This is a genomic window from Scytonema sp. PCC 10023, assembly GCF_963920835.1.
Taxonomy (GTDB): domain Bacteria; phylum Cyanobacteriota; class Cyanobacteriia; order Cyanobacteriales; family Nostocaceae; genus Kalymmatonema.
Window position 1 is genome coordinate 1 of sequence record NZ_CAWUDP010000013.1, and the last position, 12,926, is coordinate 12,926.

General features: G+C 45.1%; 9 protein-coding genes, 1 rRNA gene and 1 pseudogene. 8 read left to right on the plus strand and 3 right to left on the minus strand.

Annotation, left to right across the window (positions count from 1 at the left end):
- Positions 1-81: 81 nt before the first annotated feature.
- The 4 genes and pseudogenes from rrf (at position 82) to ACM0OZ_RS10175 (ending at position 2,811) form a co-directional block, all read left to right on the plus strand.
- Positions 82-199 (plus strand): 5S ribosomal RNA (gene rrf / locus ACM0OZ_RS10160).
- Positions 200-602: 403 nt separating this feature from the next.
- Positions 603-1,154 (plus strand): annotated as a pseudogene (locus tag ACM0OZ_RS10165) (SGNH/GDSL hydrolase family protein); the annotation flags it as partial.
- A gap of 370 nt (positions 1,155-1,524) precedes the next feature.
- Positions 1,525-2,094 carry a DUF4126 domain-containing protein gene (locus ACM0OZ_RS10170; RefSeq protein WP_414582682.1) on the plus strand — a complete coding sequence of 190 codons (570 nt, stop codon included), beginning with the start codon at positions 1,525-1,527 and terminating at the stop codon, positions 2,092-2,094.
- A gap of 87 nt (positions 2,095-2,181) precedes the next feature.
- Complete coding sequence (locus ACM0OZ_RS10175; protein WP_414582683.1) at positions 2,182-2,811, plus strand: pentapeptide repeat-containing protein; 630 nt, start codon at positions 2,182-2,184, stop codon at positions 2,809-2,811.
- A gap of 73 nt (positions 2,812-2,884) precedes the next feature.
- On the opposite strand, the gene ACM0OZ_RS10180 is transcribed toward ACM0OZ_RS10175, so the two are convergent.
- Complete coding sequence (locus ACM0OZ_RS10180; protein WP_414582684.1) at positions 2,885-3,322, minus strand: DUF4383 domain-containing protein; 438 nt, start codon at positions 3,320-3,322, stop codon at positions 2,885-2,887.
- 121 nt (positions 3,323-3,443) lie between these two features.
- Here ACM0OZ_RS10180 and ACM0OZ_RS10185 point away from each other — a divergent pair, with 121 nt between their 5' ends.
- Together ACM0OZ_RS10185 and ACM0OZ_RS10190 are read left to right on the plus strand one after the other, a co-directional pair.
- Entirely contained in the window at positions 3,444-4,541 is a 1,098-nt protein-coding gene (locus ACM0OZ_RS10185) for a M28 family peptidase (RefSeq protein WP_414582685.1), read from the plus strand.
- Positions 4,542-4,861: 320 nt separating this feature from the next.
- Positions 4,862-5,143: a ribbon-helix-helix protein, CopG family gene (locus ACM0OZ_RS10190; RefSeq protein WP_414582687.1), complete on the plus strand. Its 282-nt coding sequence runs from the start codon at positions 4,862-4,864 to the stop codon at positions 5,141-5,143.
- A gap of 267 nt (positions 5,144-5,410) precedes the next feature.
- Here ACM0OZ_RS10190 and ACM0OZ_RS10195 read toward each other — a convergent pair whose 3' ends face one another.
- Entirely contained in the window at positions 5,411-5,965 is a 555-nt protein-coding gene (locus ACM0OZ_RS10195) for a general stress protein (RefSeq protein ID WP_414582688.1), read from the minus strand.
- Positions 5,966-6,481: 516 nt separating this feature from the next.
- On the opposite strand from ACM0OZ_RS10195, the gene treS reads away from it, so the two are divergent.
- Both treS and ACM0OZ_RS10205 read left to right on the plus strand, forming a co-directional pair.
- Positions 6,482-9,916 carry a maltose alpha-D-glucosyltransferase gene (treS, locus tag ACM0OZ_RS10200; protein WP_414582690.1) on the plus strand — a complete coding sequence of 1,145 codons (3,435 nt, stop codon included), beginning with the start codon at positions 6,482-6,484 and terminating at the stop codon, positions 9,914-9,916.
- Between the two features lie 664 nt (positions 9,917-10,580).
- Positions 10,581-11,552, plus strand: a complete 972-nt coding sequence (locus ACM0OZ_RS10205) for a WGxxGxxG-CTERM domain-containing protein (RefSeq protein ID WP_414582691.1) — start codon at positions 10,581-10,583, stop codon at positions 11,550-11,552.
- Positions 11,553-11,688: 136 nt separating this feature from the next.
- On the opposite strand, the gene ACM0OZ_RS10210 is transcribed toward ACM0OZ_RS10205, so the two are convergent.
- Positions 11,689-12,903, minus strand: coding sequence for an RNA-guided endonuclease InsQ/TnpB family protein (locus ACM0OZ_RS10210; protein WP_414582692.1), 1,215 nt, complete (start codon positions 12,901-12,903; stop codon positions 11,689-11,691).
- Positions 12,904-12,926 lie beyond the last annotated feature (23 nt).

Genomic DNA, 12,926 nt, shown 5'->3' on the forward strand with positions numbered 1-12,926 from the left:
GCGTTACTGTGCAGCCTTCAGGGTTTTGAATCAGTTCTCAGTTAACAGTATCTTGGTAACTGGTAACTGACCACTGTTTTTCCTGGTGCCTATGGCGCGGTGGAACCACTCTGACCCCATCCCGAACTCAGTTGTGAAACGCTGCTGTGGCGACGATAGTTGGCGGGTAGCTGCCTGTGACAATAGCTCGGTGCCAGGTTAATATTTACAACCATAAAGCCTCTTTCTAGATCAGAAGGAGGCTTTTGGTTATGAAAATAGACATTTGGGTCAATTGCTGGCGATATCCACCCTACAAAAATCGTGTTATTGCAACTGCTGCTTTCTTTGAGTGAAAACGAACTGAAACTTAGAATTTTACTCAGTTTTAACCGACTTAACCTACTCGCTGTGGAACTTCAGTTCCTGCTGGGTTGACGAAGAATGAAATAACTCTGCTAAGTATACCCGAAACTTCACCTTCCAAGGACACTGGCGAAAACCATATGCAAAGTCCTCTAAGATGATTTTCCAGATAAAAAGTAGTGTAACTACCCCTTACAAAAGTAGGGTTTACACCTCCGCAAAGTGAATGCTGTGAAGTTACAGCGCAAGTTCAAAGTTTTACAAAAGCTCATCGGCAGGTGAATCCGAATGCGCTATATGTGCTTTGGGCTGGTGCCAATGATTATCTTCATGGCGCTACCACCAGCGCTACCCTGTCGAGCGACAATTTGTCGCAAGCGATTCAATCGCTCTCAAAAGCGGGCGCTCAAAAAATCATGGTTGCTAATTTACCTGATTTGGGAAAGCTCCCAGCTACACACAATGGTTTGTATTCCAGTACCCTGAATTCTTTGACTAGCGCCCATAATCTTACCTTGAGTAAATCCTTGGATGGGCTCAAGCAGGAGTTAGGTTCTGACACTCAGATCATCAAAGTAGATGTTTATTCCTTGTATCATGAAGCTATTACAAACCCAGCGAAATTTGGTCTCACAAATGTGACCACCGCTTGTTTAAACAATGCTGCTACCTGTGACAATCCAAACAAGTTTTTGTTTTGGGACGGCATTCATCCGACAACTGCAGGTCATCAAATCTTGGCAAAAACAGCCCTAAGAGCTCTCAAAACCGAGCTTTCGCTTCCTCCTCGCTCGCAACTTTCACATTAAGTAACTGTAGCTTGAGAATGGTGTAGGGTGCGCTGATTTCCAACACTCTACACTTCATACTTAGAACTATCGTTAAATTTTAGAGTCTTTCTTAATTTCCAAATAGCTCTCTTAAAAATCTTGATGAGTAAGTTTAACTAGCACCTTTATAGTGCTTTATGTAGGAAAATTGCCAGAACTCTATTATTGCAAAACTCGAAAAATATATAATACCATTCTGTTAGCTAAGGTCTACATTATTGAGCAGTTTTAATCTACCTTGAGATAGGGTATTTTTCACAATAAATGAGTCTAGGCTTGTCTAAATACCTTGTCATTTTGACGTAGTAAGCAAATGACATCGATACCTTGACACGTACAAATATAAATTATGGATACTTTATTAAGCATTGGAATTGGCATCGCTTTGAGCGCCGCTTGTGGCTTTCGGGTCTTTGTCCCACCGCTTGTCATGAGTATTGCCGCACTTTATGGACATTTGCAACTTGCACCGGAATTTGAGTGGATTGGAACTTATCCAGCGCTTTTTGCGTTTGCTGTAGCCACTTGTATTGAGATTGCTGCTTATTACATTCCGTGGGTTGATCATGCTTTGGATATAGTCTCCACACCAACGGCGATCGCCATCGGCACTTTCATGACCAAAGCTTTGGTTCACGGCACAACTGACCCTTTGCTTGAATGGACAGTAGCAGTCATTGCTGGTGGTGGGGCTGCGGGTATTTTCCAAACTTTGACGGGAATGCTTCGCGTGTCTTCAACAGCAATAACAGGTGGAATTGGTAATCCTATCGTTTCAACAATTGAAGCAGGCATTTCGTTTATCTTATCGGTACTGGGTATCTTTGTGCCAATATTAGCTGTGGGATTGGTGGTAACTGGAGTCACCTTCTTGATTCAAAAGGTATTACAAAAAAGAGCGAATATAGGCGAGTCTTAGAAGGTGTTTCTTAACTTTTTCTTTTCAATGAAAAATAACTAAAAAAATAATTTTTCCTGAATTTCAAAAAGCTAAAAAACGAAAGACATGAGATTTATTGGTTTCAATAACTGGTTACGACGCTCTCAAGAATTTGTTCTGTTGTTTGACTCAATTGCTGCCGCTAAAGACATTGCTTATATGCTTAACGCTCAGTGGGATGAGTGCAATGGTGTAGTGATGAGCAAATGTGACCAGATAGCTGTTCACACTGCTGCTAGCCTTATGCAAGCTTCATGGTGTTATCAAGGTGCTTCTGTCGCCGTTTTAACTAGATTGACAACTGATGAACTTCTGCGTCGTTATGCAATAGGAGAAAGGAATTTTAGCAATGCGAACTTGAGGTGTGCAGAGCTTTGCAAGTTTAGTTTAAGTGAAATTAATCTGAGTTGGGCTAAATTGAGTTTGGCTAACCTCAGTGGGACTAACCTAAAAAGAGCCAACTTAATGGCGGCAGATATGAGGGAAGCTAACCTACGTGACACAAACTTAAGTGATACACACCTGGTTAGGGCTAACTTGGTATCAGCAAATTTGTCGGCTGCAGATTTAAGAGGGGCAAATTTAAGTCATTGTTGCTTGAATGATGCCAATTTAAGTGAAGCAGACTTAAGAGGTGCTAATCTGATGCAGGCAGACTTAAGAGGGGCTAACCTAATTGGAACCCTTTTTGATTAGGTGGGTAGACGCCCTCTAAGAAGCGTTCCGGAGGGCGTCTACGATATCCCCACTCTCACCCTGGCAAATCCTTCTACACCATTTTCCTGCCGGCTTCGTTCACTTCCTGTGGTGACACTGGTTCTACAAACCCAAAGTAGGCTGCGATCGCTGCTGTTACTGCATGAAACCAGACATTATTCCCAAAGATTGGGATGAGACCGAACATCGTGTTAGCGCCTGGAATCAAACCCAAAACTGCTAGCAATCCATAGGAAATTGCCACAATCTGTGCATATGACCGTGCAAAGCCAAAGCTCCAAAAGGCAGCGATACCCAATGCCCCAACTGCTACTTTTATGAGGTTAAATATGACATTGGTTGGAAAAAAACCCAACTGGTAGCCATATCCAGCATCAACTTTGATTGCTGGTCCATTGTTAGGTAATGTCAGCAAACCTGGTACAAATCCTGATAGACCAAGGAGCAGAATGAAGATTCCCAAGATTAGAGCAAAGTAGCGCGTTCTCATACTAATACCCCTTCTTTTATAAGCTTGATTTTCTTTAACAGGTAACACTGTTAGTCTTGAGAGTTCCTCTCTCTAAAGAACAGGCTACTGTTAAATTTGCTCGTGTTAATGAATACGAAATATGCAATATCCAATAAGCAGTAAGTCCTTCTCGCGCTTTGCTGCTCATATCGCCAACGTGGAGTTAAATGCACAAATGCCAAAAGTTACAGTTGCAATCGGACTGAGTGTCTTGGCTATCATTTTAGGTACTCTCATAAGTGGGGCGTATTTTGCCATGATTCAGATGCCAGGAGAAAGCTTCAGGGGTCAGTTGCCTGCACTGACTCAGAAAGAAACCACACTACGGGATGCCCTAAAACGAGATGTGGAAAAGCTTGCCAATGAGATTGGACAACGTAACTACGTGTACTACAAAGGTTTGGAGGCTGCTGCTGATTTCCTCAAAGCTTCCTTTGCCTCTGCTGGGTACTCAGTCAGACAGCAGGGATACACAATAAACAACCAAACCTACTACAACCTTGAAGTTGAAATTCAAGGAGCAGAACGAGCAGACGAGATTGTGATTATCGGCGGTCATTATGACTCAGTGACCTTTAGTCCGGGAGCAAACGATAATGGCACTGGTGCTGCTGCCACCCTAGAACTTGCTCGTCTATTTGCTGGTAAAAAGCCTGAGCGAACCCTTCGCTTTGTCGAGTTTGTTAATGAAGAACCGCCCTTTTTCCACACAGAAAATATGGGCAGTCTAGTCTATGCCAAACGTTGCAAACAGCGTCAAGAAAAAGTTGTTGCCATGCTTAGCTTAGAAACAATGGGCTATTACTCCGATGAGATTGGCAGCCAGAAATATCCAGCTCCTCTGAGTTCTATCTATCCGTTACAAGGAAACTACATTGGCTTTGTCGGCAATATTGCTTCTGGAGGACTGGTTAGAGATGCGATCGCCTCCTTCCGTCGCCATACTCAATTTCCCTCTGAAGGTGCTGCTCTTGCTGGCGAGATTCCTGGCGTTGGCTGGTCAGATCATTGGTCATTCTGGCAGCAGGGCTATCCTGGCGTGATGGTTACAGATACCGCGCCTTTTCGCTATCCTTATTACCACACCCAAGGAGATACACCGGACAAAGTTGACTACGAGCGCTTGGCACGAGTGGTTGCTGGCTTGGAACGTGTCATTGACGAACTATCAGGACTCAAGGAACAAAAGCAGTATTGAACTCTCCACGCTTTGAAAAACGTGGATTCTAGACTGTTGTTGCGACCTGGGATAGGTGCCACACTCTGCAACGTTGTCTCGTGTTTTTTGTAAAACACGTTGACGAGGGTAAGACAGCCCGAAGCGCCTCAACCCTTTCAGGCTGTACGGCACTTTCCTTCCTTCCAACCTTGAAGATTTTACGCACTCTCCGGCTCCTAAAAAGGACTTCTTAGTACAACCCCATATCTTCAGTTGTGAGGGTAGGCATGGCATCACGTTTTGTTTTTGGAGTTTTTCATCCTTGTGTTACCATCATCCCAGATTAACACATATATGGGATGATGCAACGCTATAACTTAAGGCTGTCTGATAAAGAATATGAAGATATGAAAAAGATGTCAGCACTCACAGAACGCTCAATCAACGACTTGATTAGAGAGGCAATAAGAGAATATGTTGAGAAAAAAGAAAGAGACACAAAGGGATTTATCCCTTTGTGTCGGATTTCCCGTCCCTGTTTAAAACACAGATGTAGTTTTCCTCCGTGCGTCAAACTACATCTTCAGGGGTTCTCATCCTCCCACGATGTATGGATAGACTTGTTGCAAAAGTATGATTAATCGATATTTAGAACCACAGATGCACACAGATTAACAGTAGTTAATTATCTGTGTGCATCTGCGGAAAGTCTGAGGGTCGGTTTCCTCCGAAGCGCGTCAGCTCCCACTGGGTGAAGGCTCAGAACTTTGCAAGACAGTGTCCATCTGTGGTTTGATTTTCAAAAAATCGACTTTTGCAGGAGGTCTATTGACTTTTGCTGTTTCTTTGCCGATTAACTGCGTTTACAATGCAGTCATAGAAAGTAGACTTTATGCTTCGTCCAGATTTTAAGCCGCTAGGGAATCATAAATGCCCCAATATTCAATGTTGTGCTTCCTCAACACTGCTTCTGCAGGGTGAATCTCTTCATCAGAGCCGTCTACTACCACCATAAAATTCCCCTGATGAAGGCGATCGCTATAAACTCTAGCTCGTTCTTCGGGAATACCTAAATCAGCCAGCGCCTTCACCAAATTCTGAGTTGCTGCGGCTCCCACAGCTACACCGCCAACACTGCTGGCTAATGCTACACCAAGGGAACCTGCTGCTAACACGGCTCCTAAGCCAGGAAGTGCCAGACTTGTCAGACCAACTAAAACGCTGCCCCAAGTAGCGGCTGTGAGAGTATCTCCAACGACTCCTGTGGCAGTATTTACATTTTCATCACCAACACGCGAGGTGACTTGGGCATTAGCAAGCTGTTCCCCTTGGTCTACATCCTTGGCAATGATGGAAACTTTTTCCATGGGAAAGCCTGAATCTTTCAATTCATTAAGTGCTTGCTCCGCAGCTTTACTGCTGCTAAATACTCCTACAGCGTGTTTTTGATTGCTTACAACCATATCTTCCTCATACTTGCAATGCAAGCTAAATGCATAATTTTTTGTTATTTCCATTACTATTGTTGGAATTTCAGCTATATAATTCATCATTCTGTTGATTGACAAATTCTGTGCTAACACTTCACGAGTTCTCTATCTCAAGTGTCAGTTATTGTTAAATTATTAAGAATTGCTATCTACAAATTTATTGATTCAAAGCTACCTGAAAACTTAAAACCTACTTTTAAAATTATTGCTTTCTACTGGGTCTTACTTAGAACAAAATGTTTGTGTAAAGATTATTAAACAAGTATTGCTCTTACTTACGTTAGATGGGGAACTTGATAATTTCAGGTATTTTGGTAACCGAAAATACCCTCACATGAGGTTGAGCCATGAAAATTTAAGTGACTTTTTTGACAAATATACACACGCCTATAACAGTAGTGTAGGTTGACCTAATAACTTTAACCCCATCTACCCTAACTACTGCCAATTCATTTTGACAGGTACAAACCAGGAACAGCTGAAAGTAAGATGCAAAACTCAATTTTGAAAGATGATCCCCTATGGTTTAAAAACGCCATTATTTACGAAGTGCCTGTTCGCGCCTTTGCGGACAGCAATGGTGATGGCATTGGCGACTTTCGAGGACTGACAGAAAAACTGGATTACCTGCAAGACTTAGGTGTAACCGCCGTCTGGGTGCTGCCGTTTTTTCCTTCGCCACTGAAGGATGATGGATACGATATTGCAGATTACACCAGTGTTAACCCGATATACGGCACCTTAGAAGATTTTAAAGAGTTCTTGGAAGCAGCCCATCAGCGGGGCATTCGCGTCATTATTGAGTTAATTGTCAACCATACTTCTGACCAGCATCCTTGGTTTCAACGGGCACGTCGCGCACCCAAGGGCAGTAAGGAGCGAGATTTCTATGTCTGGAGTGATACTCCAGAAAAATACCAAGAAGCGCGGATTATTTTCAAAGATTTTGAGACTTCAAACTGGGCTTGGGACCCAATTGCCAAAGCATATTACTGGCATCGCTTCTACTCCCATCAGCCAGATTTAAACTATGAGCATCCTGCTGTACGGCAGGCAGTGTTTGATGTCCTCGATTTTTGGTTGGGGATGGGGGTAGATGGGTTGCGCCTGGATGCAGTGCCGTATCTGTACGAACGAGAGGGAACAAGCTGCGAAAACTTGCCAGAAACCCATGATTTCCTAAAGCTGCTACGCGCACACGTCGATGCAAAATTCCCCAACCGGATGCTTCTAGCCGAGGCGAATCAATGGCCGGAAGATGCGGCACAATATTACGGGGCTGGGGATGAGTGTCACATGAACTATCATTTCCCCCTGATGCCGCGCTTGTTTATGTCGTTGCGGGTGGAAGATAACTTCCCGATCATTGATATTCTCAACCAAACTCCTGCCATTCCGGATAATTGTCAGTGGGGATTGTTTTTGCGTAACCACGATGAACTGACATTGGAAATGGTCACGGATGAAGACCGGGACTATATGTATCGGGTGTATGCACAAGACCCTGTGATGAGAGTAAACTTGGGCATCCGCCGTAGGTTAGCACCGCTTTTGGGAAATGATCGGCGTCAGATAGAATTGCTCAATAGTCTGCTGTTGTCTCTGCCAGGAACGCCCGTGCTTTACTACGGGGATGAAATTGGCATGGGAGATAACGTGTATGTGGGCGATCGCAATGGTGTTCGCACACCGATGCAGTGGAGTTCCGACCGCAACGCTGGTTTTAGTCGTGTCAACCCCCAAAGGTTGTATTTACCCGTGATTGTGGAATCAGAATACCACTATGAGGCAATCAACGTCGAAGCACAACGGGCTAACCCCAATTCCCTGTGGTATTGGACAAAACGCTTGATTGCCACTAGGAAGCGTTACGAGGCATTAGGTCGAGGCAGCTTTGAAATACTGCACCCAAAAAACCGCAAAGTTCTTGCCTTTACTCGCACCTATCAAGAGGAAACAATTTTAGTAGTCGCGAATTTGTCCCGGTTTGTGCAAACAGTCGAATTAGACTTATCAGCCCTCAAGGGACTTGTGCCAGTGGAAATTTTTGGTCAAATAGAGTTTCCACCCGTTGGGGATTCGTGCTACTTCCTCAGCCTTAGCCCCTATGGATTTTACTGGTTTGCTTTATCCCCCAAACTCAGCTTGACCCAGCCGCCTAAACCTCAATCCGAGTTGACAACGCTGGTAGTGAGCGGTCAGTGGCACAATGTTTTTAACCAGCGAGAAGTGAAAGCGACTCTGGAGTATATTCTGCAGGATTACCTGTATACCTGTAGCTGGTTCCGCAGCAAAACCCTGAGTGTTCAATCTACACAAATCACTGAGTCGGTTTTAATGTCCTATAAGGGCACAGAGGCTAAGGTGGTTTGGTTGCGAGTGGACTACATCCAGGGAGACCCCGAAACTTACCTTTTGCTCTTAGCTTACGCAGAAGGTGAGCAAGCAAGCCAAATTTTAGCAGAATCCCCTCAAGCGGTGGTGGCTCGCCTTGAAGTTCAAGGCAGAGAAGAAGTAGGAATTTTATTTGATGCCATAGCAGATAAGAACTTTCTCAATCTCCTGGTGGATGCAATTGTCCAGAATCGTTCCTATAAGGGGATGGCAGGAGAATTGATTGCCACTGCGACTGATTTATTCCCACAGTTGAGCGGTGAGGATTCGTACCTTGAACCGACTATCCTTCAGGGAGAACACAAGAATTCTTCTGTGATTTATGGAGAGCGCCTGTTTTTGAAAATACTCCGCAAAGTTGAGGAGGGGATGCACCCTGATTTAGAACTGCGGCGCTTCCTCAGTGAGAAAAAATTCTTAAAACACTATGCTCCCGTTGCTGGGGCGCTGGAGTACCGCAGCCTAACTAAAGCAGGAACTCAGCCTACCTTACCCATGACTGTAGGAATACTGCAAGAATATATTCAAGATACCCGCCTTGGCTGGGACTACACTCTCGATAGCTTGCAGGACTACTTTGAATTGGTGACGACACAGCAGGCAGATATTACAGAGGTACCCGTTCCCTCAGGTTCCCTGTTAGAGTTGCTGAAAGCTTTCAATAACGCAAAAACGCAAACAGACCCACCAGACGCGAAGACAGAAAATTTATCCGCGTCGGCAAGTCCCCTTGTCCCCGAGTCGCTAGAATTAGCGAACCAAACCATCGGTTCATACCTAGTCAGCGCCCAACTGTTAGGTCAAAGTACGGCAGAACTCCATATTGCCTTAGCTTCTGATCCAGAAAATCCCGACTTTGCCCCTGAACCGTTTTCATCCTTCTATCAGCGCTCTATTTACCAATACGCCCGCAACCTAACCGGGCAAACATTCCTTTTATTACAAGATAAGCTCAGTGGTCTGCCATCAGACACTCAAGAACTAGCAAGGGCTGCCCTTGACCGCCAACAGGAAATTCTGGGTCGTTACCAGTTACTCCTGAACCAAAAAATTACTGCCATGCGTACCCGTTATCATGGAGATTACCATCTGGGGCGAGTGCTATACACGGGCAAGGATTTCATCATCTTTGACTTTGAGGGCAGGGAAGGTCGGAGTTTGAGCGAACGGCGCATGAAGCGTTCTCCCCTTCGCGACGTAGCAGGAATGCTGTTATCGTTCGACTACGCTGCTAGCCACGGGCTTCGCAGCGAAATAGAAAGAGGGATGATTCGCTCTGGGGAACTCCCCCTGATAAAAGCTTGGAGTAGATTTTGGTCTGTTTGGGTGAGTGCGGCTTTCTTGAATAGTTATCTCGAAAGTGCTTCCAAAGATAGCTTTTTGCCAAAGACAACCGCAGAATTGCAAGTGCTTTTGGATGCCTTTGTTTTAGAGAAAGCCATTGCTGCATTAAGTTACGAACTCAACAACCGGCCGAATTTAGTGGATATTCCTCTGCAACAGATTTTGCAGTCGCTGTCTGCAGATTAAGAAGGGTTAGGTGAGTAGGGGTGTAGGGATGAAAGAATTCACTACACCCCACAGCCCACAACCACTGACCGCTTCCCTAAAGATGACGGTTCACAATATCCATGCTTACAGGTTGGTGTCAAGTACCGACCACTAAAACGGAGTACCGTTTATAGTGGGGCTTCCAACTTCAACCGCCCAGCCTTCCACCGAACAAGAGAGCAACTTGTTCGGTGGAAGGTCTTACAGTATCTTGCGCTCTTGTCCGGTGTACCGCTATGGTGGGGACTTACGCCGGAGTAGTTAAAATCAAGCCTATTCCTCTAGGTTTAGTCAGTTTCTGCCTGCGGTAGAAGGTTAGATAAAACAATAGAAGTTATTCTACTTAGTGACGCTAGTAATAAGAAAAATAACGAATTTTAAAGTATCTAAAATTTTTGTTTGTGTAAATACTCAATCATCAAATGATGATTGGTAAAAGCTGAGTTGAGCTAGCAGTTTTGAGTTTTGAATTTATTAACTAGATTAGCAGTCACGATTTTTAAGAATTTTATTACTCAGGGTCATACAATTATCTCTTTGTTTTAGTCATGCTTACTTAAGAAATTAGCTGATTAACTAAGGGGAATAGCGTTTTAAAAATCAAAAAATTGCCAATACTTGGAATGTTAAAGGAATCGCAACTATGAAGCTTTCTAATTTTGCAAAAAATGTTTGGGCTAGTGCCTTTGCTGTTAGTTTAGCCACTTTATCTTTAACTGTGCCTGTTTCTGCTCAATCCGGCTCTTCTGGTTCTGGTGCCGGTACAGGTGGCACAGGCGCAGGTACTACAGGTACAGGTGGCACAGGTACTACAGGTACAGGTGGCACAGGTACTACAGGTACAGGTGGCGCAGGTACTACAGGTACAGGTGGCACAGGTACTACAGGTACAGGTAGCACGGGCATAGGTACAGGTACAGGTACAGGTGGCACAGGTACTACAGGTACAGGTGGCACGGGCATAGGTACAGGTACAGGTACAGGTGGCACAGGTACTACAGGTACAGGTGGCACGGGCATAGGTACAGGTACAGGTAGCACAGGCACGGGTACTACAGGTACAGGTAGCACAGGCACGGGCACTACAGGTACAGGTAGCACAGGCATAGGTACAGGTACAGGTAACACAGGCACGGGCACTACAGGTACCGATAGCACAGGCACGGGCACTACAGGCACGGGCACTACAAGTACCGGTAGCACAGGCATAGGTACAGGTACAAGCACTACAGGTACAGACACCACAGGCACGGGCACTACAGGTACAGGTACAAGCACTACAGGTACAGGTAGCACAGGCACGGGCACTACAGGTACAGGTAGCACAGGCACAGACACCACAGGTACAGGTAGCACAGGCACAACCGGCACTACAGGTACAGACACCACAGGAGGCGCAGGTACTGATACAACCACGGGTACCAGCACTACCACTACCACAGCCCCAACCACTTCTCAAGAAACTAGGGATGTAAGGGGCGATCGCGGTTTTGATTGGGGCTGGCTTGGCTTACTTGGTCTTGCAGGTCTTGCAGGTTTTGCTCGCAAACGCTCTGAACCCCAAGCATATCGCGATCCCAATGAAGTAAGCCGTCCTGGCTCCACTAGATATTAAAGCGTCGCTTGCGGCAGGGGCGCAAGGCATTGCGCCCCTAGGGGTGTAGCGAGGGAAAGGGGAAAATAATTCAGCTACACCCGCACACCTCATTGGAGGGAATTGGTTTGTTAGGTGATTTTGACACTCCCCACGGCTACAAGCCGGGGGATTCTTGCTTCACGGGGATTCCAATGAATTTACCCTCTGCAAGCATCTTGACCGTATGCCCTACGGCTGCAAGTCCGCGTATCGCGACTACTTGAGCGGCTGCAATGTCTCTATCTGTTGTATAGCCGCAATTTGAACAGGTATGAGTACGTTCTGAAAGTTCTTTTTTCCCCGTTTCGGTTCCGCAGTTTGGGCAAATTTGACTTGTTTTCCGGCTATCTACTTTCTGAAAATAGACACCACGCTTAAAACAAGTCTGTTCAAGGATGCTGAAGAATTGACCAAACCCCGCATCTAGACAATGCTTACCCAGCATCCCCCTAGACAACCCGACAAGATTCAAGTCTTCAACAAACACCATCCCCGCGTCATTGCAGAGTTGGTGAGACAGCTTTCGATGCCAATCTTTACGACAATTGGCGACGTACTCATGCAATGAAGCAACTTTGTTTTGGGCTTTCTTCCAATTGTTCGAGCCAATACGTTTTCTGGAAACGCGCTGTTGCAGCAATTTAAGCTTGCGCTCGGCATCAACAAAAAACCTCGGACGCTTGACTAAAAGACCATTGGAGCTTGCAACGAAACTTGTTAAACCTACATCTATCCCTACTACTTCCCCGCGTGGCAACCTTTGGGGTGGGTTAACATCCCATTGGACAGTTAACATTACGTACCATCCAGAAATACGTTTAACCACGCGAGCTTGTTTGATTACTCCACCATCAGCGATGTCTCGCGATTGGCGAACTTTGACCGTGCCAATAACAGGCAACTTAACATACCCATTGCTTAATGGATCTTGCCCTAACTGTGGAAAAGAAAAAGACCGCATCCTACCCGGCTTTTTAAACCTTGGGAACCCGTGATTTTGTTCCCACATACTCACAAAAGCCTTTTCTACTCGCCTCAATGTTTGCTGCAAAGATTGAGCATTAACACGTTTTAAATGCTCATTCTCTTTACGAGCAGCAGTCAAAGACTTGCATTGACTAGCAAATGTTGGGCGGGGCGCATCAGCAGAAATTATGTACTCACTAAGGAGAGAACAAGCGTTCACCTGGCAACTGCGAGACTTGTACCAGTCTTTACGTTCGGCTAAAGCATGGTTATAAACCCGTCTATGAGTTTCTAGCCATTCCTCAAACATTTCTATTTGGTTTTGCGTTGGCTTTAACTTGAATTCGTAAGTCAGGTTAAACACTTGTATCACCTCCTGACTATATT